Source organism: Scatolibacter rhodanostii, from assembly GCF_900197595.1.
GTDB lineage: Bacteria > Bacillota > Clostridia > Oscillospirales > Acutalibacteraceae > Scatolibacter > Scatolibacter rhodanostii.
The window spans coordinates 131800-158065 of record NZ_FZLO01000004.1 but is presented as its reverse complement, the minus strand read 5'-3'; the positions used below and the strand labels follow the sequence as shown (position 1 = coordinate 158065).

The window sequence follows — 26266 nt, the reverse complement described above, 5'->3', positions numbered from 1 at the left end:
AATCTGATGTCTGTTGTTTATTTTGTGATTCCTTGTTATAACGAACAAGAAGTGCTGCCTGAAACAGTGAAAGAGCTGTCAGCCAAATTTAATAGCATGTTGGCAAAAAATCTATTGGATGAAAGCAGCCGCATTCTTTTTGTAGATGACGGCAGTAGAGATCAAACATGGAATCTAATTGAAAAATATCACAAGGAGAATCCCTATATTGAGGGCGTTAAACTAGCCCACAATAGAGGACATCAATTTGCGTTGCTGGCCGGTTTAGAAACAGCCGCTGATCGCTGTGATTGCGCCATTAGCTTGGATGCAGATTTGCAGGATGACATTGAAGTATTAGACGAATTTATTGAGAAATATCAGGACGGCTGTGACGTGGTTTACGGTGTCAGAAAAGAGCGCAAGACAGATACGTTTTTTAAAAAGACAACAGCCGAGGGATATTATAAAATAATGAATCGGTTGGGTGTTGAATTGGTTTTTAACCATGCTGATTACCGCTTGATGAGTCGCCGCGCGCTGCATGCTTTGAGTGAATATAAAGAAGTCAATCTCTTTTTAAGAGGGGTTGTGCCGCTGATTGGTTTTCGCAGTGACTATGTCTACTACGGAAGAAAAGAGCGTTTTGCGGGAGAATCCAAATATCCTTTGCGCAAAATGATTTCATTTGCCATTGATGGCATTACGTCCTTTTCTGTTAAGCCTATGAAAATTATCTCCAGCCTAGGTATTTTGATTTCTGTTCTCAGTGTTTTTGGCCTGTTATATGCTCTTATTTCTTATTTCTCGGGAAATGCTGTGTCAGGTTGGACAGCAACAGTGGGGTCAATTTGGCTTTTGGGCGGATTGCAAATGCTTTCGATTGGTGTTGTTGGAGGATATGTCGGCAAAATTTATACAGAATCTAAAGGCAGACCGCGCTATTTAATCGAACAGTTTCTAGAAAGCCAGCCAGAATCAGAAGAAAATCAGCCATAAATGTCGGAATAAAAAATATAAATATGGTTTTCAATATTTTAACAAGAGGTATCTGCGCCAAGCAAATATCTCTTGTTTTTTACGATTTTATTTTGTGAGGGCAAAGAATGGGAAAATACAGGTATAGAAATAGGAAAACGAATACATAAGCAGTATTATTTTAAAGGGATTGTAAAAATGTCAGCTAACAATAAGACGAGAATAACTTTTTTTGTAACACGAAAACCATTGGTTAAGCTAAGCCGAAATGTTAGGACTATACTTTTACAGATTGAATAGTGTATAATCATTTTGTGGTAGTCATTTTTATACAATTTAATTTTCCGTTTTAAGAACATAATTTGGCCGCAAATTATGCAGAAAGGGGTTTCTTTTTTGCCGAAAGGCAAAGTTTGCTGCAAAGCAAACAGAAACATAATAAAATGAAAAAAATTGTTTTAATTCCCGATTCTTTTAAAGGAACGATGAGCTCTCTCAGAATTTGTGAAATTATGAGAGATCAGATTCTGCTGCATGACCCGCAAGCAGAAATAATAAGTGTGCCGGTAGCCGATGGAGGCGAGGGCAGTGTGGATTGTTTTTTATCTGCAATTGCTGGTGTAAAAATAACAAGTTCTGCTCAAAATCCATTAGGAGAGGAAATGCAGAGCTTCTATGGAGTAATTGATCATGGAAAAACGGCTGTCATTGAAATGGCCGCCTGTGCAGGACTCCCGTTAATAGAAGATCGCTTAAACCCTCTAGTCAGCTCCACCTATGGTGTGGGGATGCTGATGAAAAATGCCATAGAAAGCGGTGTTGACAAAATAATATTGGGTTTAGGAGGCAGTGCTACAAACGATGGTGGGTGCGGTGCTGCAGCTGCATTAGGAGTTCGCTTTTATAATTTTTCAAATCAAGAATTTATCCCTGCTGGAGGGACACTTACCGAAATAGACCGGATTGATGTATCCCAATTGGATGCGCGGTTAAATAAAATAGAACTGGTGGCAATGTGCGACATTGAAAGCCCCATGGCGGGTGAAAAAGGTGCTTCTTTCATGTTTGGCCCTCAAAAAGGTGCTACGGCAGAGATGCTTCCCTTTTTGGATGAGGGTGTGCGGCATTTGGGCGATATTATTCTGAGAGATTTAGGCAAAGACGTTAGAACGCTGCCAGGTGGAGGGGCGGCTGGCGCAATGGGTGCCGGTGTAGCGGCTTTTTTTGACGCTAAATTAAAACGTGGAATTGATGTAGTGCTAGATACTGTTCATTTTGAAGAAATTATACAGGACGCTGACCTGATTTTTACAGGTGAGGGTAAAATTGATGCACAGAGCCTGCAGGGGAAAGTCGTTATTGGGGTGGCAGAAAGAGCTCGCCTTGCTAACGTTCCTGTGATAGCGATTGTGGGTGATATTGCGGATCCTATAGAGGAGGCCTATCAAAAAGGTGTCACTGCTGTTTTCAGTATAAATCGAATGGCTATTCCTTTTTCTGAAGCACGGAAAAGAGCAGAAAAAGATTTATCTCTTACAGTAGGGAATTTGATGAGACAGTATAAAGGACTTGGTCTTTGAGTTTAGATAGAGAAGTTTTTAGGAGGAATGAGTAGGATGGATCACCCCGCAAGAATTATTCAGTCTTCAACAGCTGAAATGGTGGCGCAAAGAATACGAGATGGCATTATGAGCGGTCAGTTGAAATCTGGTGATAAACTCAAAGAAGTTGAGCTAAGTAAAAGCATGAGTGTTAGCCGAACACCTGTCAGAGAAGCCTTCCGTATTTTGCAGTCAGAAGGATTCGTAATTCATAATCCCCGAGTTGGAGTAGTGGTAGCTTCGATTGAGCCTGAAGATGTTGTGCATCTTTATCAGGTGAGAGCGGTGTTAGAAGAGCTTTCAGCCTATAATGCGGCCAGTAGAATTAAGCAAGAGCATATCGATGAGCTTCGCAGAATCAATCAAAAAATGCTGAGTTGTGCTGAAAATGACCCAGCGCGCGCGCGCGAGTATGATTTGGATTTTCACATAGCTTTAGCTAGACATGCCGGAAACCCTATTTTAGAAGAGCAGTTGGCGATTGTACACCGAAAAACACATATGATATTGAATTTTGTGCCTTTCCAGAAAAAGCGTATTCCTTATAGCTGTAAAGAGCATGATGACATTATTGCAGCACTGGAACAGCATGATGAGTTTGCGGCCAGAAAGTATATGGAAATCCATTTCCATAAGAGTACACATTCTTTGAAAAACAAGGTAATTGAATACAATTTGAAAAAGAACGACGGATGATGTCATAGGGGAAATAAAATATCAAAAGAAATACGGATTTTCGCAAATTAAACGCGAAAATCCGTATTTTGTATACAGTTTAAAGAAAGCAGCAATAAATTGGCAATTATGTAGAATATGAATTACAAATAAGAATTATAAAATAAAATTTAAAATTTTGTCCTAATATTAGTGCAAATTGACTATATATAATACATAATTTATATAAATATCATGAATATACAAGACAGTTTTTTTATGATAATATAAATTTGTTCTTAAAAATGGGAGAAAAAACAGCGGCCGTTTTTTCTGAAATCTCTGGATTTTGTATACAATTATAAAATCCGATAGGAGGAGTGATTGATACGCAGATAAATTCAGAGGAGGCAGCACCACCACAAAATACTATGGATAAGCATTTACCGATTGTACACACTTCCATTGCAGATATCGTATCAGACCGGTTGAAAACTTTTGTTATGGAGGGTTTGTTCTTACCAGGACAAAAACTAACCGAAACTGAACTTTGCGAGCAAATGGGAGTTAGTAGAACGACAATTCGAAAGGCATTTTCACTATTAGAAGCAGAAGGCTTTTTGGAGCGTATTCCTGGCTCAGGGATGATGGTACCTTCTTTGCCAGAAACAGAGAGAAATATTTTTCGCGAAGTGCTGGATTCTCTTTTTTATGCAGCACAACGAATGGCAAAGGGCAGAATTCCTGCTGAATCTGCACAAGAGATAGAAGAAAGTGCCAATCAAATTTTCTTGATTTGGGATGAGTTGGAACAAAGAGAGTTGGATGTTGAGGAGCTTTATCATCTACAAGAGTTAGATTTCAAGTTCCATAAACAGATTTTACAAGCAGCACAAAATCCACTTCTTTTGGAATGTGCCGAGTTGGTCATGGAAAAGCCGGGGGCTTTAGAATGTTATCAGCATGAAGATGCAGAAACCAGAAGAGAACACAGAAAAAATCATGAATCAATACTTTTGAGTCTGGGAATAAACGAATAAATTAGTTTGGTTTATTCCGTGTATAACAAGGAGGAATAAGTAGTATGAAACTAGCTAAAAGAATGATGGCTGTTCTATTGAGCCTTTCCTTAACACTTTCGTTGGCAGCATGCGGAGATTCTGCCCCGAAAGAATCATCATCAGGTACTTCTGAAAAAGAAGCTTCTGCAAATGTATCAGAAGTTGCAAATGATGAAGAACCCATCACTTTAAAATTAGTAGGACCTGGATTGTTTACCACAGTGGGAGAAACAGGTTCAATGGACTTGGTAACAGGTCTTGAAAGACCAGGTTATCAAGTCGTTGTAGAGCGTTGGAATGAGCTTCATCCCAATGTAAAGCTTGAAATTGAAACAAGTCCGTGGGATAACTGGAAAGCAGTTTTGCAGACAGCAGCACTTTCCAATGACGTTGATGTACTTCTTCATGGTTCTTCTATTACGGCCATTGCAGAGCCTATTGGAAAGTGGCTGGATGAAGACCCATCTTTAGACGGCAAGTTTAGTATGCTGGCTATGAGAAGAACAGAAGAAAACGGCGGAGATTTTTCAAAATATATTCCTTATGGATTGACCATTACGGCTAACCCGCTACTCATGGTTTTAGATAAAGAGATTTTTAATAACTATGGTGTGACACTGCCAGATGGAAACTGGTCTTTGGAAGATGTAAGAAAAGTAGCAGAGAGCACCACTGGTATTGACCCTGTCACAGGCAAGCAGACTTATGGCATTAGCATGCTTGGTGCAGGCAGCGCAAACAAAAATTATATCTGGGTTTCAAGAGCAATGGATGTACCAGCGATTGACTTTGGTCCGACACTTAAAGAAACCAAAGTGAATTACAATACACCAGAAACAGCAGCTGTTTTTGATTATATCAACAGCCTATATCCGTTTAGCAGCCCTGACTATCTTGAGGGCTTAGATATGGAAACCTCTGCAACGGCTGACAGTAATTTGGCGATGTTTATCACAGAATCTTCTTATGATGTGTATAACAAACTGCAAGCAGGCGATTTGCTTGATCGTTTTATGTTCTTACCGTTGCCAAATATTGAAAAAGGCGAAAATGCAGGCAATACTTCCAGCCACATGGGAGATTGGAACATGGCTGTTTGCAACACCAGTGAAAACAAAGAAATGGCTTGGGAGTTCATCAAGTTTATGGCGACAGATCCTGTTGTGCAAGAATGGTTGGTTGAGAGCAATAACATTCCGAACTATCTTGATGGTTTAAGTTATTTGGAAGAAGCCATGGAACCCGCTTACTATACAGCCATTGAGCAGGTTTTGAAACAACAGCCACTAGAATTTTCAGCTTCTACCAACGTTTATTATGATAGCGGAAATTTTGGAACACTGGCAAACGACTTGACAACGGTTATCAATGAAATCTTTGTAGGCAACATGACTTCACAGCAAGCCGCTGAATTTGTTCAGAAAAATGCAGATGATTTCATGAAGGGATTACAATAAACATAGCAAGACAATTTCACCGCAAAACAATATTTGATTCTTAAATCATTCGTTTTATGTGGCAGAAGACACGGATAACCCTAAGGATAAAACCGCAGGAGAACTTCACTGACAGTATAGAAACAGGAGAATAAATTGACATCAAACAAATTGGCTTGATGTCAATTTCCGTGTTATTTCATTCCGAAGGAGTTAAAGATGAAAACAAAAAAAATTACGAAAGAAAGACTGAAAACAGAGCTGGTATGGTACTCTTTTATTATCCTCAGCCTTGTAACCTTGCTGGTGCTGACCTATTTACCCATGCTCACTTCTGTGAAATATAGTTTTTATGATGTTTCTGTACTGGGATATGGGGAAACTTTCAGTGGATTCAAAAACTACAGTTTGATATTACAAAATCCGGCTTTTCACCGTTCTGTTGGAAACACAGTGGTGTTGGCCTTGATGAGTTTGCTGTCCATACCAATGGGCTTCGTTTTGGCCTCTCTTATTAATGGTCTGGGAAAAGGTAAGACGCAAAGCTTTTTTAGAGTGGGTTATTATCTGCCCAATATTGTCACGGGTGTAAGTGTTATTTTAGTTTTTCAGGTTGTGCTGAAATCAAATGAGGGACTGCTGAACAACGTATTATCCACTTTCACAACGCAACCTGTTTCTATTGGGTGGCTCTCAGACTCGAATTTTGCCAAATTCGGGGCAACGATCATTTCTGTATGGGGAAACTTGGGATATGCCATGCTGATCAATCTAGCGAATCTTCAGTCCATTCCATCAGAAATTTATGAGGCTGCCGAAGTAGATGGCGCCACACCGATTAAAGCGTGGATTCATATTACCATTCCGCAGATGGTACCTTGCTTCTCTTTCTTATTAATCACCAATATTATCGGTGGATTGGCTCGATTTACCGATTTGTTTATTTTAGGCGGCAACACATCGGCTGGCAGACCGGGCGGCACACTGCAAACTATATTGATGTTTATCTATCAATTCAGCTTTGAAACGCCGCAATATGGTATCGCTTCAGCAGGGGCTATGATTTTATTTGCGATTACGCTGGCGATTACAATGGTTAATTTAAAACTAACCGGTTTTTTCAAGAAAGATGAAAGGTAAGGGATATTGCGATGAAAATGAAGAAAGTAAGAAAAGGAATTACGATTTTTTTCTTAGTAATTTTGTTGGCGGTTATCTTAATACCGCTTTATTGGGCAGTCGTGCTTTCGTTTGATCGTGCAGCAACAACGACACTGCCTCCTTTTTCACTGACACCAAAAGAATTCAGTTTATTCAACTATGAATATGCGTTTAAAACGATACCTCTTGTGAGACTGTACATAAACACTATTATCGTAACAGTTACCAATACATTTATTTCTGTATTTACAGCAATGATGTGTGGATATGCCTTTGCTAAAGGTAAGTTTGCCCTAAAAAAAGTATGGTTCCTGTTTATGCTGGCTGTCATGATGATTCCCTTTGAATCACGCATGGTTCCCCTGTTCATTCAATATCGAAACTGGGGTTTGCTCGACACATGGGCACCGCTGATTTTTGGCAGTTTTGCCTATGTTTATGGCACTTTTTTTGCCAAGCAAAATATCGAGACCATTCCCGATTCGTTGCGAGAATCAGCCTTTTTAGATGGAGCAGGAGAATGGACAATTTTCTTGAGAATTATCATTCCTCTTTCAAAACCACTCATTGCTACACTTTCAATTTTGCAAGTACTTTCTAACTGGAATAACTATTTGTGGCCGCTTGTTACCATAAAAAGTACAGAAAAGCAATTGATTTCAGTCGGTGTGGCAATGTTCAATGCACAGCAAGATAATATTTATTATGGGCCTCGTATGGCGGTCGCCGTCATTAGTGCGATTCCTTTGACCATTATGTTTTTAATTCTACAGAAAAATATTGTACAGAGCATAGCAGTCAGCGGTATCAAACAATAAAATCAGCAAAAGGATGTTTTGGGAAGGAGAAAGGATTATGGGTTGGTGGCATTCTCGTGAACTAAGAATGATACAGAATAATTTGCGTGATATAGATGTGGGTATGGACGTGGAGCAGTATGTGAAGCGGTTAAAAGAATTTGGTGCAAATGCCTGCATGGTAGGTTGTGGAGGAATCACCTCTTTCTATCCAAGCCAGTTATCCTCTCAAACACCTAGTCCTTATTTGGCGGGAGATTTTTTTGGGGAGCTTATCAATAAATGTCATGAAGAGGATATTAAAGTCATCGCCCGCTTTGATTTTAGTAAGGCGCATGAAAGATTCTATCATACTCATCCGGAATGGTTTTCTGTTTCGGCAAGCGGTACACCGATTCGCTATCACGATACCGTTGCCACTTGTGTAAATGCACCGTATCAACAAGAAGAAAGTATTCGTATCTTAAACGAAGCACTGGATTTATATCCGGTAGATGGTGTGTTCTTCAATATGTTTGGCTATCAGACCTACGACTACACCGGTAACTATGTAGGGATTTGCCAGTGCGAAAGCTGTAAAAATAAGTTTCTAGCGCAGACAGACCACGTTTTACCCACTGAAGAAGAAACAGTAAATCCTGTTTTCCAAGAATATGTACACTTTAAAAAACAGACGGTCAATGAATTACTTAGAAAAATTCAAAGTTTTGTTCATAATAAACGTCCGGATGTGGCCGTGTGTACCTATAATCTTGATGGTGCGGACATGGTTCGCAACGAGTCAAATTCTGCAGTCGACCGTCCTCTTCCTTTTTGGATTTATAACAGCGAATATAATGTATCGGTAGTTCAAAATAGCTTTGTTGATAAGACAGCCAGCAATTGTGTGATTAATGCCGTTGACATTCCCTATCGCTTTATGGGTGTGTCCAAATATTTAAATCAAATGCGTCTGTACGGTAACATGGCGGCAGGGGGAACGCTTGACTGGTGTATTATCGGCTCTTTTGAAGATTATCCAGATCAGGAAAATTTTGATACCACAAAAGAAGTCTTTCACTTTCATAAACAGCATGTGGGTTATTTTAGCCGATTACAAAGCAGAGCTCAAATTCTTTTGGTGACTGAACGTGCTTTTGGCATACAAGCGGCAGAAAATCATGAGTGCTTGGGCATTTACAAAATGTTGAAAGAGGCGCACTTGCTGTTTGATTTAATCGAAGTTGGACAGTTAGAATCACAAAGTTTAGCAAAATATCAGTGGATTATTTTGCCGGGAATTAAAGAATTATCCACTAAGCAGCTAGAAGCTTTGCAAAACAGCAAAGCACATCTGCTGGCAACCGGTTTGGCACTGGAAGGACAGCCCGAACAAATTCAGGAACTTTTCGGTATTCAATTAACAGAAGAAGTAGAGTCTATTCGAGGGGCTTATTTGGGGACATATCCAAAAGAAATCTTCACATCTTTTGAAAAAAGAAATTGGGTCTATTTAGATTTACGGTATCGAAAAGCTGTGGCAGAAAAAGAAACGCAATCGGTTTTACCTTTTATTCCTCCGCAGCGATATGGGCCTCCTGAGCGCTGTTATGGTTATCATCTTTCGGAAGATTTTTCTGCTTTTGCTTACAAAGGAAATGCCTATTTTTCATGGATGCCCGGCACACTTTATTACCGTCAAGGCTATGAGGACTTCAAAAATATTGTGTTGAATTTTATGGAAAGCATTAAAAAGTTTGCATGTGAGGTAGAAAGCAATTTGCCCGAACAGACAGAAATGTTTTTTGATAGCGTAGGAGAAGGCAAGTATCTATTGCAAATTTTGAACCAAACAGGGTTTAATGGAACGACTTTTTTTGCACCAATACCTTTATCTGATATTGAAATTCGGTTTGCCAATAAAAAGATAGCAAAAGTCAAAAAATTGACTTTAACAGGAGAGAAAGCATATCCCTTTGTAAAAACACTGAAAATAGACAGACTAGGCATGTATGAAGCTTTTATCGTGGAAGAATAAGGAGGATTTATCATGAAAATTGGTTTTATAGGGCTGGGTATTATGGGTAAGCCCATGGCTAAAAACTTAATCAAAACCGGACATCAACTCGTGGTTTTTGATATTAATGAAGAGAGCGTCAGAGAATTGGAAAACGAAGGGGCTTTAGCTGTATCTTCAGCAAAAGAAGTAGCCGAAGAATCTTCTGTCATCATTACGATGCTGCCAAACTCACCTCACGTGAAAAAAGCAGTTTGCGAAGAAAATGGTGTGCTTGAGGGTGCAAAGTCTGGCAGTATATTAATCGATATGTCCTCTATTGCGCCAACAGCTTCACAAGAAATTGCACACGCCTGTTTAGCTAAAGGCGTGAAAATGCTAGATGCCCCTGTATCAGGTGGAGAGCCAAAGGCCGTTGACGGTACATTGTCTATTATGGTAGGCGGCCAAAAAGAAGATTTTGAAGCAAATAAAGAACTGTTGCTTTGTATGGGTGCTTCGGCCGTTTATTGCGGTGCAGTTGGGGCTGGCAACACCACAAAGCTTGCAAACCAAATCATTGTGGCACTTAACATTGCAGCAGTGGCAGAGGCGTTTACATTGGCCTCCAAAAGCGGAGTAGACCCACAGCTTGTGTTTGAAGCGATTTGCGGCGGCTTGGCGGGCTCAACAGTAATGAATGCAAAAATTCAGATGATGATTAAAAAGAATTATAAGCCTGGATTTAAGGTAGATTTGCACGTAAAAGATCTTTTGAATGCAATGGATACGGCTGATAAAACAAAAATACCGTTGCCGCTGACAGAGCAGGTCATGAAAATGCTGCAAGATTTGCAAGAAAATGGTTTTGGCTCAGACGATCACAGTGCACTGGCTCGCTATTATGAAAAAATTTCCGGAACAAGCATCTGACAGCTTTGCGTAAGGAGGAAAACCATGGCGGAAAAAATAAAACCTTGGTATGAAAATACATTTCGTTTTGCACAGACAAATTTTACAGAAGATGATCCAGCGTCTTTTGATGTTGACTTTTGGAGAGAGCAGTGGAAGAAAACAAAAGCGCAGGCAGTTGTGATTAATGGCGGAGGGATAGTGGCGTATTATCCCAGCCGCTATTTGCTGCATTATCAAGCTCAGTTTTTAAATGGTACGGACTTTTTCGCAGAAGTGGCAGCTGCGGCCAGAGAAGATGGCTTAAAAGTAATTGCCAGAATGGATACTAACCGTGCGGATAGTCGATTTTTGCAGGCATATCCGTCTTGGTTCTGCAAGGATAAACAGGGAAAATATATTGAAGCCGCTGGGCGTTATTATTCTTGTGTAAACAGCGGATATTACACCGAGTTTGTTCCAGATATATTAAGAGAAATCATAGAACGCTATCACCCAGAAGGCTTTACGGACAATAACTGGAAAGGCCTTGACAGAAAAACAATTTGTTATTGTGAGAACTGCCAAAGAAAATTCAGAGAAAAGTATGGCAGAGAATTGCCGGAAAAGCCTGATTGGAACGACGAAACATATCGGATATGGGTTAGATGGAACTATGAAATCAGACTGCAAATTTGGGACTATTTTAACGAAGTCGTGCAAGAAAAAGGCGGAAAAGACTGCGTATGGTGCGGTATGCTCAATGCCGACCAAATTGAGCAGGGCAATCGCTTTGTAGATATTAAAAAACTTTTGGGCAAAAGCAAGATAGTCTTTTGTGATCAACAAGGCAGAAAAGCAAACACAGGCATGGAAGAAAACGCAGTGAATGGGTCTTTGCTGAGATTGGCATCAGAAGAAGGTATGATTGTGCCCGAGAGCATGGCCAATTACGTGAGAGGAAGAAGAACCTTTCGTTTGTCCGCTAACCCCAAAGAAGAAACTCGACTTTGGATGATAGAAGGAATTGCCGGAGGAATTTCTCCGTGGTTTCATCATGTGGGTGCAAAAGGATATGACAGACGGCAATACGAAACGCCGGTCCCTGTTTTTCAGTGGCATGAAGCCAACGAAAAATATCTATATAAAAGGCAAGAAGTAGCACAAGTAGGTATTCTTTGGAGTCAGGAAAACACGGATTTTTATGGCAGGGAAAATCCAAAAGAACGCTGTGAACTGCCATGGATTGGTTTTACTAAAGCATTGACAAAGCATAGAATTCCTTTTCTTCCGATTCATGCAGATGATTTAAGAAAATATGCTAACAGAATTAACGTGCTCATTCTGCCGGATATTGCCATTTTAAGTGAACGGCAGACACAAAGCATAAAAGAGTTTTGTGAAGCCGGTGGCAGCTTGGTGCTTTCAGGACTAAGCGGTACGTTGTCGCAAGACGGTGAACCATTGCCAAATCCTAATTTATGGGAATTTTTGGGACTGCGTTTGCAAAAGGGATATCAAGGCCCTACGACAAATGATTCAGGAAATTGGGAAAAGTATGAAGCACACAGCTATATCAGGATTTCAGAAAACAGACACGACATTTTCAGTCGGTTTGAAGACACCGATATTTTGGCTTTTGGGGGCAGATATTGTACGGTAGAAAGTGTTGAATCACTGAAACCAATCGGAAGTTACATTCCTCCATTCCCGATTTTTCCGCCTGAATTCAGTTGGATTCGTGAAGAACAAAAAGAGTTGTCTTTACTTTGGGCAGGTGAATTGGCAGGGGGAGGAAGATGTGTTTATTTAGCAGGAGATTTTGACCGCTGTTATGGAAAAGACAGACTGCCTGATCATGGCGATTTGCTGGCAGACGTTGTAAACTGGGCAAATCGAGATGAACCTCTGCTTACTGTGTCAGGGCCTGGACACCTTGACTGCAAGTTGTATCGTCAGGGCGAGAAATTCATTTTACATCTGGTTAACTTGACGGGTGCCGACCCTGAACCCGGTTATATGCAGGAGATTATTCCATTAGGCCCCTATACGATTTCATTGCAGGTGGAAGATAAAAATATAACGACAGCGTTCCTAACGGTAGCGCAACAAACCATTCCAGTTAGAAGAAATGGGAACAGAATCTCATTTACCGTCGAGAATATAGCCATGCATGAAATGCTGGTTTTGCAGTGAAAGGGGAGAGTTCAGTGAACAAACTTTGGTGGCAAAAACCGATGCGTGTGATTCAAACGAATTTACAGGTGAAAGACACGCCCCTAATGAATCCTGATAAAATAGCAGAAGAAGTGTTGCAGCTTTGTGGTAATACGCTAGTTATGAATGTTGGGGGAATTTATGCATGGTATAAGAGTAAGATACCCTATCATCATATCAACGAATATCTGCCCAAAGATAGGGATATTCTGGCAGAAATAATTGAATCGTGCCATCTAAGAGGAATAAATGTGGTAGGCCGATTTGATTTCAGCAAAACAGATGATGTTGTCTATCAACAAAAGCCGTGGTGGTTTGTGCGCAATCAACAGGGCGAACCAACTATTTATGGAAAAGAACGACCTGGGGAGTGGAGCTTGCTTTACAGCACTTGTTTGAATAGCGGGTATCGAGGCGATGAATTTGCTGTTCCGGTAATTCATGAAGTGCTTTCCCACTATAATTTAGACGGAATCTTTCTAAATGCGCCTCACTATGAATTTTGCGGTTGTCAGACTTGTCAAGATAAGTATCAAAATAAATATGGGGAAAAAATTCCTGAGAAGCCTGAACTATTGAAGTCTGATTGGGCAACAGAATCAATACGGGAGTGCACAGAGAAAATTTACCGAGCCATTAAAGAAGAAAGAGAAGAACTCCCCCTGATTCTTTATTACAATCCTATCGGCAAAGAAGACTTAAGAGAACAGCTAGATTATTGTGATTTAATTTGTACGGAGTCACAAGATATTCTTTCTGCCGGACAAAACAATTTGCCGCCTATTTGGAAACCGGCGATGACCATGAAAGTGGGTCGTTCTTTGGAAGAAAATCTGCCTTTTGGCATTATTCATTCCTGCCCCGGTATGGATTGGCGGCATACAGGACTTCCAGAAGCAGAATATCAGTTTTGGATGTCACAAATTCCGGCAAATGGCGGTTACATTTGGCACTCTATTACTGGATTTAGTGATACAGTCCCCGATAAAAGCATTCTAAAAAACATAAAAGAAATCAATACTATGGCGTCTTTATCAGAAGAGATTATGCAAGAAGCAAAGATACTTTCTGATTCAGTATTGCTTTGGGACGGAAAAGAAAGTGGCACCGGTTGGTTTGAAGGGTTAACAGCAACCCAAAGACAGTTTGATGTTGTAAAGGTACATCAAGTGACAGAAGCAAAGCTGCAAAGTGCTCCGTCTATAATTGTTTCGGAGGGTTTTCAGACACAAGAAATTGGTGAAAAATTAATTTCTTACGTGAAGCAAGGCGGACGTCTTATTATAGAGGGGACAAACAAAGATTGTCTGCAACCGCTCATGTCCATTTTAGGTACAGAGGCAATACTAGAAACTAGCGAGAATCTGACAGCTGCTTATTTGAGAATGGAGAAAGCGAAACAAAATCTTTTTAAGGGATTGTCAGAGAAAGAGCTGCTGCCTTACCGTGGGAAAACAGCTTACATAAAGCCGTGCCAAAACGCAGAAGTTTTCGCCACTCTTGTGCCGCCGTTTGCTCCGCTAGATGCCGTGGGAGCACCACCCGAAAGAGCATCCATTCTATCACCCAAAACCGATATCCCATTGATTGTCACATCGAAATGCGGAAAAGGGGAAGTGTTGTTTCTGCCTTTTCAGCTTTCATGGTTGGTGCAGAAATATGGATTGCCGGAACACTTGACACTGATGAAAAACTGTGTAAACTGGGGAGTAAGTCAAAATCCTATAATAGAGGTGGAAGCACCTTATGGTTTGCAAGTTAGTGCGTTCCAAAAAGAAAGTGAAATTTTGTTGCACTTTGTGAACGGAGTTGGCAAACGACCTCTGACAGCCATTATACCCTTTCATCAATTGGCATTTTCTGTGCGATTGCCGGAAAACGCGAAAGATATATCAGTTTCATCTTGTTTGGCAGGTCAAAAAATTGCTGTTGAAAATAAGGATGGAAGATTGTTTTGTGTGTTAGAAAAGCTTGATGTATGGGATATGATAAGAATCTATTTTCATACCAAAAATTGATTTAATAGAAATAGTGATAAAAGGAGTTGAAAATCAATGCAAGAATCTATAAAAAGGTATTTTAATATTGGCATTGTGTCATTTATGGCTTTTCCCGCATTAGGAAAAGGAGAATGTCCTGAAACAGTGGATTGCCTCAAAAAAATAGCTGTTGATGACTATTTTGATGCGATAGAAATTAACTGGATTAAGGATAGTGAAATCAGAGAAGAGGCTGCCAAAATGCTGAAGGCTTCTCACATGCAGATTTGCTATGGTGCGCAGCCAAGACTTTTAACGACAGGACTGAATCCCAATCATATAGAAGAAAGTGAAAGACAGAAAGCGGAACAAACCTTGCTTGAGGCCATTGATGAAGCTGAATCGCTTGGTGCCAAGGGAATCGCTTTTCTTGCTGGAAAATGGGAAGAAGATACAAAAGATAAAGCATATGCGCAACTTATTAAAACCACTGAAAATCTTTGCCGATATGCGCAGACAAAAAATATGAGCATCGAGCTGGAAGTGTTTGATTATGATATTGCGAAGGCTTCTTTAATTGGCCCTGCACCATATGCGGCAAAGTTTGCGGCGGATATTCGTTCTAAGTTCAGCAATTTCGGCTTGCTGGTAGACTTGTCTCATATCCCCATGTGTTATGAGGACGGTAAATTTACTGTGCAGACCTTGCGTCCGTATATCACACACTTCCATATTGGTAACACGGTTTGTCAAGATAAAGCGGTGGAGGGATATGGAGATGAGCACCAGCGTTTTGGTTTTCCGGGAGGCTCAAATGACACAAAAGAAGTGCTTGATTTCTTACGGGTGCTAAAGCAAGAAGGCTTTTTTTGCGCTGAAAACCCTTATGTCCTCTCTTTTGAAGTTAAACCGTGGAAAGAGGAAGATTCAGAAATTATAATAGCAAATGCCAAGCGTGTCTTGAACCGAGCTTGGGCTATGTTGGAGGAGTGAAGCAGATGAAAATTGTAATTTTAGATGGATATACCGCTAATCCCGGTGATTTGAGCTGGGCAAAATTTGAGAAAATTGGCGAATTGACAGTGTATGATCGCACATCAGCGAATCAGATTGTAGAACGAATTGGTGACGCTGAGATTGTGTTGACCAATAAGACTGTTTTGGGAAAAGAAATCTTTAAGCAGACATCAAATTTGCGTTATGTAGGAGTGTTAGCAACAGGATTTAATGTTGTTGATGTTGCGGCTGCACGTGAATTTGATATTACAGTTACGAATATTCCCAGTTACAGTACAGAAGCAGTAGGGCAGCTAACAATTGCCCTTCTTCTCGAAATTTGTCATCACGTAGGTCATCATGACAGAGAGATTCATGAGGGACGCTGGGAAAATAGCGAGGATTTTTGTTTTTGGGACTACCCACTTATTGAGCTGAAAGGTAAAACAATAGGCATTATCGGCTTTGGAAAAATCGGTCAAAGTACAGGTAGAATTGCAAAAGCATTGGGCATGAATGTAATTGCCTGCGGCAGTCGGCCATCAGAAGAAGGAAAGACGATTGCAGAATATGTAGACGAAGAAGAATTGCTGAAGCGTTCAGATGTCATTAGCCTGCATTGTCCTCTAACAGAGCGTACCCAAGGTATTATTAACCAGAATAGTATTGGCAAAATGAAAGACGGCGTAATTCTGCTAAACACTTCTCGTGGTCCCCTGTTAGTGGAAGAAGAGGTAGCAGCCGCACTGAATAGTGGTAAAATATATGCCGCAGCGGTAGATGTGGTTTCGCAAGAACCCATTTTGACAACAAATCCACTTTTGAAAGCTAAAAATTGCGTGATGACTCCTCATATCGCATGGGCGCCTAAAGAAGCACGACAAAGACTGGTGAAAATAGCAGAAGAAAATGTAACAGCTTTTGTACAAGGTAATCCTCAAAATGTGGTGAACTAAGGCTAATTTGCTGTCCCGATAAATACATGGTAAAAATTTATTGAAATAAGGGGTATTCACAGTAGTGAGTGCCCCTTGTTTTATATTATAAAGACAATAATGAGAGAAAATCTTTATATCCCATGCAAAACTTATAAAAAAAGGTGAGTAAAAGTCGTGGAAGGTTTTCGAGGAAAAATAGTTTTTAAAATTTAATTTTAAGCATAAAAGAAGTTTATCAATTCCTGGTTTTAATAGCATAGTATGGTGAGAGGTGATTTTTATGTCTTGCTCATCTGCTAACAATTTAATTCTTTTGTCCGCATCATTTGCCATTGCAATATCTGAAAAGCTAACAGTTGATGAAGTGGCTACATTAAGTGATTTTTTTAATGCTGTCAGTGACAATCTTGCCATTATCGCAACACAACGCGATATTTGTCGTGATAAACTTACATAAAATTCAGTTAAGAAAAAGATTGTTTTGTAATGGCTTTTTACACAATCTTGATTATGTAGAGGTTACCGTTGTGGTAACCTCTTTAACTTATTTATAAGTTTTTTGTATAGTAACAAAAAAGATAAGAAAGCATAGCAAAAAAATAGAAAGTTGTTTATGTATTACCCACTAACGTTAAATAGAAGGCAATTTTAATACAAGTTTATTGTGAAAAGGGAAATCAACTAAATTGGATAACAGAATTATTTTGTCTACACCTAAAAAGAATGTGAGTTTTTATTTTTTGGAGAAGCAGACTAAAAAATAAATGGCAGAGCAAAAAGAATTTAAAATATAAACATTATGAATATAGGATATTTGCATAAATTTAATATACATGATACTATTTATTGATACAATATAAATACATAAATATTAATTTGGTGTAATATAATGAAAAAGTTTGCTTTTTTGCAGAAATTTAAAATCAATACACTTAGAAAACGTTTCTTTTTAATTGTGACGGTAGGCACGATGCTTAGTCTGACATTGGTAATTGCGGTATCGTACGTATCGCTAAAAGCGATTGAAAAAACGAAAATAGAAACATCCATGGTAGCAGACCTAAAAGAGATGAGCGATAACATGGATTCGGTTTACTATGCCTTGCTTCAAATTTCTCAGCAAATGATTTCAACAGGGAGTATCGGGCATAAGTATGATCAATATCTGACAGCCGAAATCCAGTATGATCGAATTGATTTATATAAACAGTTTTCAGAAAGTGTAAATATTGCTGTTTTTGGCAGTAAAAATATTACGCTGGTGACATATCTATCTTTTGATTCTGTCTCAGAAATTCCACCTAACTTGCTGTTTTCTAATTTCATGGTCAGTGAAAATTTTGACCCCAGAACGATTCCCTCACTGCTAAACACAGATCAGATTTATTTTCAAGCACTCCATACCAGTCATAACAGTGTAATGGAGAGAGATGTTTTGTCGGTCATGCGTCCCACTGTTTTTGAAAATGGAACACAAGCCTCTATTTATATTGAAGCTTATTCCGATATTTTGTCCTCCATAGAACATCGCTCTCAACTGCAAGAAACGCAATATGTGCTTTTACAGTTAGATCCTCAAAATACCGTTTGTTTTAGTAATTCTGAAGATTATCGGTTAGGTGAAACGATTGAACTGGCGTCGAATGAAGTGATACAAATTGAAAATTATATAGGAGTCACACAGAAAAGCGGTTTTGGGTATACCAATATTTTGTTAATGCCAGCCACAGACTATAAGCGTGAGATGAACAACTGGTTTTTTAGTATGGCAGTTGTGGTTTTGATTGCTTTGGGCATTTTGGTTAGTACCGCTACACTTCTTATTTGGCTAATTTATCATCCCCTAAGGACGCTGCAGAATGAAATGCAAAATTTCTCTGAAGGAGATTTTGTCATTGAAAAATATAACTTTGACATAGAAGAATTTGACAGCTTGTTTCACACATTTAATGTCATGAAGCGGCAGATTAAATCGTTGGTAGATGAAACGCAAGAACAGGAAAAAGTCAAGGCAAAATTAGAGCTTGAAAAACTCTATTATCAAATTAATCCTCATTTTTTAATGAATACACTTAACTCGGTGCATTGGCTGGCAGTAACCAACCATCAACCTGAAATTGATGCTTTTATCAATCGCTTAAATTATATTTTGGGATATAGTTTAGGGAAAGCCGATAGACGAGCCACCTTGCGCACAGAATTAAAGGCATTGAAAATGTATCTGGATTTGCAAAAGATGCGCTATGATTTTGACTATATTTTAGATATAGAAGAAGGACCATATTTAGACAAAGAAAGTGCCCGTTTTATTTTGCAACCCATTGCTGAAAATGCCGTTTGTCACAATATGGATGAATTTGGACATTTATGGGTGACAGTTAGAGAAACCCCCGAGTATATAAGCATAAAGATTAAAGACGATGGAAAAGGGTTTCAGATTACAGATGGAGCCGATTTAGGAACTCGCGAAAGCCGTAAAAATAAAGGAATTGGTTTGCAGTATGTAAAGATGTCATTGGAGGCTTTTTATCAAGGAAAAGCAGAAATTAAGATTCAGAGTCAAGATGGTGCAGGGACAGAGGTAGAATTAATTTTACCTCAAGGGAGGGAGTAAGCGATGTATCAGGTTCTAATTGTAGATGATGATAAACTGGCAAGAAAGGGGTTGATCTCCATTGTCCCTTGGAAAGAGTGCGGCCTTCAAGTGGCAGGTGATGTATCAAACGGTGTGATAGCACTGGACTTTATCGCGAATAATAAAGTGGACATGGTGGTGGTAGATCTTTCAATGCCGGCACTGTCAGGATTAGATTTTATTAAAGAAAGCAAAAAAAGATATCCTAACCTTAACTATGTAGTATTGAGTTTTCATGAGGGATTTGAATATGTACAAAGTGCGCTGCGCTTAGGTGCATTAGACTATATTTCAAAATTAAGGTTGGAACAGGAAGACTGCACGGAAGTGTTTTTTCGTGCCAAGGCTCTTTTAGATCGGGCACACCAAGAAGACATGGGACAAGAAGAGACAACATCAAATGAAGCCGTAGTTGATTCCATTTGTGAAAAAATTGAACAGCTCTATTGGGTTTACCATAAAGATGTTTTTGAAGAAATAATGGATACCATTCAGCGAGAACATATTACAGGAAAACCGCTCTACCGTATCATGATTAAAATGCTGAACATCATCAAGAATACATTTTCGATTGTTTTGGATGAACACTATTATGAAAAAACCGGGAATGAAGTGGAAGCAATTCGGAAAATTAATCGAGACCTATATGAACAAGTAGGCCAGATGCAAGATAATACCCGTCTAGAAATATTGATTTTAAAATCAATTATTTACATTCATCAACATTTGGTATCACATCATTTAAAGTCAGAAAAAATAGCCGATGCCGTAAACATTAGCAGAGGTTATTTTTCGATCAGTTTTAAAAAATTCACAGGATATACGGTCAGCAATTATATTCGCAAGGAACGGGTAAATTTAGCGAAAAAAATCATGAAAACCGAGAAGATGTCTGTATCAGAGCTAGCTTATCGAGTAGGCTACAAAGATGAAAAATACTTTTCGCGGATTTTTTATGAACAAGAAGGGGTCAGTTGTTCTGAATTTCGGAAACAAATGACCTGATTTAAGCAAGTTTTTTAATACAATTACAAATGGAGGGCGTTTGTTCAAAAAACGCCCTCCAATACTACTGTAATTGTTATACAAAAACATGATTAATATCAGTTGTTTTTATGTACTTTGCCATATTATAATGAGGGCAGTTCTTTAAGAGGAAACCCTAATAGTGAGGCAGAGGAGGAAGACAATGGCAAAGAAAACAATTTCGATTATCATGGCGATGCTGATGATGGCAGGGTTACTGGCAGGTTGTCAGGCAGAACCGGTTGATTCAAAATCACCCGATAATGAGAGCGTAGTAGGATATAATGTAGCGGTCAACAGTGAAGATCTGCCGTTTCAAAAGTTTGATGAGGTGGTAGAGGTGCATATCGGGCAAAGTGTTAGCGCAACCGATACCCTTCCTCAAGGGAAAAGCGTAGACAACAACCAGTACACAGATTATCTTCTCGAAAACTACAATATCAAGGTGATTTGTGACTGGACAGCGGCTTCTGGCAATGACTATGAACAGAAGGTTGCCTTGTGTATCGCCAGTAATACTCTGCCAGACGGCATGGCTGTAACCAGACAGTATATGTTAAAAGCGGCAAAATCAGATCAGCTCTATGACATAAAAGATTTATTTTCTCAATACGCTTCACCGCAAATTAAGAGTGTCATGGATTCTACTAACGGTCGTGCCTATGAAGATGTAACCTTTAACGACAAACAGGTAGCCATTCCAGCTGTTGAAGTAGAGACAGGCGGCGTACAGGTCTTAAATGTTCGCCAGGACTGGCTGGATGAATATAATCTAAAAGCACCGGAAACACTGGAAGATATTGAAAAAATAGCTCAGGTATTTTTAGAGAAAAAGCCAGCAGGCGATGAAACAATTGCCATTGCAGGACCGGACAAAAACGGAAAGCCATACAGCGATTTCTTAGATGCAGGAACCACTACATGCGGATTTGACCTTGCCTTCTCTGCTAATGATGCTTATCCTGGTTTTTGGCTTACGGATGAAAGTGGAGAGGTGACCTATGGTTCCTTGTCACAAAGTACCCGTGATACCGTAGAGTTGATGGCGAACTGGTATAAAAAAGGGTATATTGATCTGGAAATGGGAACAAGAGATTCTACAATTGAACTGATTAATTCAGGAGCAGTTGGCATGTATTTTGGAGCTTGGTGGATGAGTGGTTATGGAACAGGTGATGCTTACCGCAACAATCCAGATGCAAACTGGCAGTCTTACCCAATTTATACAAGTGACAAAAAATGGAATGTTAAAATGGGTTCTACCACGACAGGTTATACCATTATGAATAAAAACGCTTCTGAAGATCAGGTAAAAGCCATGATTATTATGTCAAATGCACTTTTGAGAGATGAGAGCACATTTGATGTATCAGAGCAACCGCTAGTATTTTGGCCGATTCGTAACCTAATGGCTCCTGCCGATGAATGCGAATATACATACAACGAATTAATTAAAGTCTTGAACGGAGAGACAAAGCCAGAAGATTACGCAAAAGAACTTAGTGCCTATAAACTTTTGGCAGACGACACCAGTGTGGTCAAAGAAACTGTTCCCGGCTATGAAAAAGGAAAGCAGCTGACTGTTCAAGATTTTAGTATGGAGAATTTTGGAAATTTCCAAAGAATGTACTCCTTGTTAATTGGTGACAGGCCTTACTCGACAACACCAGTTGAAAAGAAAGTATACAGTGCGGTGTATAGCCAGACTGAAACTATGGAAAGCAAATGGTCCAATCTAAAATCTATGGAAGAAGAAGTGATGATGAAAATTATCACAGGAAAATCGGATATTAGCGAGTTTGATTCATTTGTACAAAAATGGAAAGCCGAAGGCGGAGATGACATTACCAAAGAAGTGAAAGAAATAATGTGAGTTTAGGAGAAACAGCTGCTCTAAAACGGGCGGCTGTTCTCAAAATAAAACAAAGGGAGCGTGGGTATTTTGCGTCAATCAAAAAGAAAATCACGCACAATGTTAAGCTATCACATTATGATTTCTGCGGGAATGCTCTGGCTGATTTTTTTTAATATTGTGCCAATGTTTGGTATCGTCATGGCTTTTCAAGATTTCAATCCCGGTCTTGGCTTTTTACATTCCAAATTTGTGGGATTGGGGAATTTTGAATATTTATTTTCAATGAGTGATAGCCGCAGAGTTATTGCGAATACGTTTATTATTGCTGTATCAAAGTTAATTTTAAATGTAGTTGTACCCCTGACTTTTGCGCTTCTGCTGAATGAGGTAGGAAATCTTAAATTTAAAAAAGCCGTTCAGACAGTGGTGTATTTACCGCATTTTTTATCATGGGTAATTCTAGCCAGTGTTCTGTTGCAAATTTTTAGTTTAAAGGGTTCAATCAATGGTCTCTTATCTGTGTTTGGAATAGAAGGAAAAATTTGGTTTAGTGAAGATGTGTACTTTAGAAACCTGGTGATTGGATCAGATGTCTGGAAGGAATTTGGATTTAATGCAGTAATCTATCTTGCTGCCTTAACAGGAATTAGTCCGGAATTGTATGAAGCGGCCGCCATTGACGGTTGTGGAAAGCTGAAATCAATCTGGCATATTACCCTGCCCGGCATTGCGGGTACGGTGGTTTTATTAAGCGTTTTAGGGCTTGGAAATGTTTTGAATGCTGGGTTTGATCAGGTTTTCAATTTATACAGCCCTCTGGTCTATTCTACGGGAGATATTTTGGATACTTGGGTGTTTCGAATGGGTCTTGTCGATGTCCAATTTTCATTGGCAACCACAGCAGGTCTCTTTAAATCAGTGATTAGCTTTATTTTAGTGGTCACGTCTTATCTGGTTGCCTACAAAGTAGCTGATTATAAAGTCTTCTGATGCGAGCTAAAAAAATTTTTGAAAGAAGGGAAAGAGAAAGAGCTTGCTCTGTCTTTTGGTGAAGATATGGTTATCAGCAGAACAAAAGGCCGCAGAGTGTTTGTGGCGGCCAATACTTTAATTATGATTATATTATCGCTCAGCTGTTTATACCCTCTTTGGTATGCGTTGTGTCTATCTATTTCTGATAAAGCTGCGGCGAATTCGGGAGCAGTTACTGTATGGCCGGTAGGATTTTCACTTGATTCTTACCAACAGATTATGGGGGATTGGAAATTCTTTAATTCTTTTGGGATTTCTGTTCAGCGAACAGTTTTAGGGACAATTGTTACCATATTTGTTTTAATTATGTTTGCCTATCCATTATCTAAACCCACTTCGGAATATAAATATCGGGACATTATTATGTGGATTGTTATTTTTTGCATGATTTTTAGTGGGGGGACGATTCCGTGGTATATTACCATGATGAAATATGGCTTGATTGACAAAATTTGGGGATTGGTTCTCAGTGGAGGCATGCCAGTATTTAACCTGATTCTGTTGGTAAACTTCTATCGGGGAATTCCTAAAGAACTGGGAGAGGCCGCTGTGGTAGATGGAGCCGATTCATGGACAATTTTGTTTAGAATTATTGTACCATGCTCTATTCCGGTTTTGGCAACCATTATTCTTTTTACCAGTGTGGGATATTGGAATGAATTCTTTCAGGGATTGGTGCTGTCTAGCGGTGATACACATTATCCGCTCCAAACCTATATTAAACAAATGGTTGTCAACGTGCAAACCACCAATTTGTCGATGGATCAAATTGAAAAGCTAGATAAGCTATCGAATAAATCACTGGATGCAGCAAAAGTATTTATTGCGATGATTCCCATGCTAGTGGTTTACCCATTTTTGCAAAAATACTTTGTGACAGGAATTATGCTAGGGGCAGTAAAAGAATAAAGGTCTTTATAGAAGGAGGAGAATCAAATGGCTATATTAAAACAACAGCAAAATAAGTTGGTAATTATCAGCAATAATGAAAAAGTTTGGATTGAGGCGTGGGGAAAAGATTCTCTGCGTATTCGTTCTACCAAGCAACCCTCTATGCCGTTAGAGAACTGGGCATTGGAGGAAAAGGTAGAAAGTGAAAGTAAAATTACCATTCATGAATCAGGCGCTGTGATTCAAAACGGAAAAATTCAGGCGCAGGTCAGCAAAAGTGGTAAAATAACGTATTTGAATTCCCAAGGAAAAGTGTTGCTGGAAGAATTTGTGCGTAATCGCAGTGATTTTCATTCTCCTAAATGCAGTGCTTTAGATTTAGATGCAAGGGAACATCGACCTATTTTAGGCGGAGATTTTTCTACCACTGTTCGTTTTGAATCTGACCCGCAAGAGAAGTTATTTGGGATGGGACAATATCAGCAAACCATTTATAACTTAAAAGGCTGTGAATTGGAACTGGCACATCGAAACTCACAGGCAAGTGTTCCGTTTGTGTTATCTTCTTTGGGATATGGCTTTCTTTGGAACAACCCGGCTATTGGCAATGTGACTTTTGGCACCAATGTAACTTCTTGGCGCTCGATTTCTACAAAGGTAATCGATTATTGGATTACAGCTGGAGATACCCCCGCAGAAATTGAAGAAAATTATGCATCCGTTACCGGAACAGTTCCGATGATGCCTGATTATGCCATGGGATTCTGGCAATGTAAGCTGCGATATCAAACGCAAGAAGAACTCTTGAGTGTAGCAAGAGAATACAAAAAAAGAAATCTTCCCATTTCTGTGATTGTCATTGATTTCTTCCACTGGCCTTTAGAGGGAGAATGGAAATTTGATTTAGAATATTGGCCTGATCCCGATGCCATGGTAGCAGAGCTAAAAGAAATGGGTATTGAGCTAATGGTTTCTGTGTGGCCAACAGTGGATTACCAAAGTGAAAATTTCAAAGAAATGCGAGAAAAAGGACTCCTCATTAATTGCGATAGAGGGTTTCCCAATGGCCTGCGTATGTTGAATGACAGCTTGCATTATGATGCTACTAATCCAGAGGCCAGAAATTTTCTTTGGGCTAAGATTAAGCAAAATTATTATGATAAAGGCATTAAAGTTTTTTGGCTGGATGAAGCAGAGCCAGAATATAGTTTTTATGATTTTGACAACTACCGTTATCATCTAGGACCCAATGTACAAATTGGAAATATCTATCCCAAATGCTATGCTCAAACTTTTTATGAGGGAATGGAACAAGAGGGCCAAAAAAATATTTTAAATCTTTTGCGCTGTGCATGGGCAGGCTCACAAAAATATGGAGCATTGGTGTGGTCAGGGGATATCCATTCTAGTTTTAAGAGCATGCAAAATCAATTTGCAGCGGGTTTGCATATGGGTATCGCCGGCATTCCATGGTGGACAACTGATATAGGCGGATTCCATGGTGGAGACCCTAGTGATCCCGCGTTTAGAGAAGTGTTTGTCAGATGGTTCCAGTATGGCGCTTTTTGTCCGGTCATGCGTTTGCATGGAGATCGTGAACCTCATAGCAAGCCTATGAGTACTGTTGGAGGTGGACGATGCCCTTCAGGTGGCCCTAATGAGGTGTGGTCCTATGGAGAAAAAGTCTATGGAGTTTGCAAACAGTACATGACAATTCGTGAAAATCTAAAACCCTATATTACAGATTGCATGCAGCAGGCTCATGAAAAAGGTACACCGGTAATGAGTCCGCTCTTTTATGGATTCCCTGAAGATAAAGAATGCTGGGAAGATACAAAGTCGTATTTGTTTGGGTCCTCTTTGCTGGTGGCTCCGGTTCTATCAGCAGGGATGACGGCTAGAAAGGTATATCTGCCGGCAGGAAAGCAATGGATAGATGTATGGACCCGGCAAAAGTATGAAGGCGGACAACGTATCGAAGTGGATAGTCCCCTTGAAACTATACCAGTTTTCACCTGTGAAGAAAAATTAATTCAGTGTTTTGATACTTCAGACAAATAGAGAACAAAAGATACCTTCATTTTTTAGAAGGTATCTTTTTTACTTTGAGTTAGAAAGATATAAGATTAGGATATCAGTCTTTTGGCCAAATCGATAAAATCAA

Annotated in this window: 20 protein-coding genes; all 20 read left to right on the top strand. The window is 39.4% G+C overall.

Annotated features, from left to right (window positions below):
- Positions 1-6: 6 nt before the first annotated feature.
- The 20 genes from CS931_RS09590 to CS931_RS09495 all read left to right on the top strand — a co-directional run bounded on the left by CS931_RS09590 (position 7) and on the right by CS931_RS09495 (position 26163).
- Entirely contained in the window at positions 7-978 is a 972-nt protein-coding gene (locus CS931_RS09590; RefSeq protein WP_099205565.1) for a glycosyltransferase family 2 protein, read from the top strand.
- A gap of 422 nt (positions 979-1400) precedes the next feature.
- On the top strand, positions 1401-2537 hold the full coding sequence (locus CS931_RS09580; RefSeq protein WP_099205634.1) for a glycerate kinase family protein: 1137 nt from the start codon (positions 1401-1403) through the stop codon (positions 2535-2537).
- A 36-nt stretch (positions 2538-2573) separates the two neighbouring features.
- The gene (locus tag CS931_RS09575) at positions 2574-3254 is read left to right on the top strand and encodes a GntR family transcriptional regulator (RefSeq protein WP_159459797.1); all 681 of its coding nucleotides are present in this window, start codon (positions 2574-2576) and stop codon (positions 3252-3254) included.
- 338 nt (positions 3255-3592) lie between these two features.
- Positions 3593-4252, top strand: coding sequence for a GntR family transcriptional regulator (locus tag CS931_RS09570; protein ID WP_099205562.1), 660 nt, complete (start codon positions 3593-3595; stop codon positions 4250-4252).
- 44 nt (positions 4253-4296) lie between these two features.
- Positions 4297-5730 carry an ABC transporter substrate-binding protein gene (locus CS931_RS09565; RefSeq protein ID WP_099205561.1) on the top strand — a complete coding sequence of 478 codons (1434 nt, stop codon included), beginning with the start codon at positions 4297-4299 and terminating at the stop codon, positions 5728-5730.
- 198 nt (positions 5731-5928) lie between these two features.
- Positions 5929-6849, top strand: a complete 921-nt coding sequence (locus CS931_RS09560; protein WP_099205560.1) for a carbohydrate ABC transporter permease — start codon at positions 5929-5931, stop codon at positions 6847-6849.
- Between the two features lie 11 nt (positions 6850-6860).
- Positions 6861-7688 (top strand): carbohydrate ABC transporter permease, encoded by an 828-nt coding sequence (locus tag CS931_RS09555; protein ID WP_099205559.1) that lies wholly within the window; start codon positions 6861-6863, stop codon positions 7686-7688.
- 37 nt (positions 7689-7725) lie between these two features.
- Positions 7726-9684, top strand: coding sequence for a family 10 glycosylhydrolase (locus CS931_RS09550; protein ID WP_159459796.1), 1959 nt, complete (start codon positions 7726-7728; stop codon positions 9682-9684).
- Between the two features lie 12 nt (positions 9685-9696).
- Positions 9697-10575, top strand: a complete 879-nt coding sequence (garR, locus tag CS931_RS09545) for a 2-hydroxy-3-oxopropionate reductase (RefSeq protein ID WP_099205557.1) — start codon at positions 9697-9699, stop codon at positions 10573-10575.
- 24 nt (positions 10576-10599) lie between these two features.
- On the top strand, positions 10600-12729 hold the full coding sequence (locus CS931_RS09540; RefSeq protein WP_099205556.1) for an alpha-amylase family protein: 2130 nt from the start codon (positions 10600-10602) through the stop codon (positions 12727-12729).
- Between the two features lie 14 nt (positions 12730-12743).
- Complete coding sequence (locus CS931_RS09535) at positions 12744-14768, top strand: family 10 glycosylhydrolase (protein WP_099205555.1); 2025 nt, start codon at positions 12744-12746, stop codon at positions 14766-14768.
- A gap of 36 nt (positions 14769-14804) precedes the next feature.
- On the top strand, positions 14805-15722 hold the full coding sequence (locus CS931_RS09530; RefSeq protein ID WP_099205554.1) for a sugar phosphate isomerase/epimerase family protein: 918 nt from the start codon (positions 14805-14807) through the stop codon (positions 15720-15722).
- Positions 15723-15727: 5 nt separating this feature from the next.
- Positions 15728-16681 (top strand): D-2-hydroxyacid dehydrogenase, encoded by a 954-nt coding sequence (locus CS931_RS09525; protein ID WP_099205553.1) that lies wholly within the window; start codon positions 15728-15730, stop codon positions 16679-16681.
- 262 nt (positions 16682-16943) lie between these two features.
- Entirely contained in the window at positions 16944-17120 is a 177-nt protein-coding gene (locus CS931_RS12695; protein WP_159459795.1) for a hypothetical protein, read from the top strand.
- A 432-nt stretch (positions 17121-17552) separates the two neighbouring features.
- On the top strand, positions 17553-19277 hold the full coding sequence (locus CS931_RS09520) for a sensor histidine kinase (protein WP_099205552.1): 1725 nt from the start codon (positions 17553-17555) through the stop codon (positions 19275-19277).
- A 3-nt stretch (positions 19278-19280) separates the two neighbouring features.
- Positions 19281-20303: a response regulator transcription factor gene (locus CS931_RS09515; RefSeq protein WP_099205551.1), complete on the top strand. Its 1023-nt coding sequence runs from the start codon at positions 19281-19283 to the stop codon at positions 20301-20303.
- Between the two features lie 184 nt (positions 20304-20487).
- Positions 20488-22197 (top strand): type 2 periplasmic-binding domain-containing protein, encoded by a 1710-nt coding sequence (locus CS931_RS09510; RefSeq protein ID WP_099205550.1) that lies wholly within the window; start codon positions 20488-20490, stop codon positions 22195-22197.
- A gap of 69 nt (positions 22198-22266) precedes the next feature.
- Positions 22267-23169 (top strand): ABC transporter permease, encoded by a 903-nt coding sequence (locus CS931_RS09505; protein ID WP_306341541.1) that lies wholly within the window; start codon positions 22267-22269, stop codon positions 23167-23169.
- Positions 23170-23187: 18 nt separating this feature from the next.
- Entirely contained in the window at positions 23188-24120 is a 933-nt protein-coding gene (locus CS931_RS09500; RefSeq protein ID WP_242964964.1) for a carbohydrate ABC transporter permease, read from the top strand.
- Positions 24121-24147: 27 nt separating this feature from the next.
- On the top strand, positions 24148-26163 hold the full coding sequence (locus tag CS931_RS09495; RefSeq protein WP_099205548.1) for a glycoside hydrolase family 31 protein: 2016 nt from the start codon (positions 24148-24150) through the stop codon (positions 26161-26163).
- Positions 26164-26266: the final 103 nt, after the last annotated feature.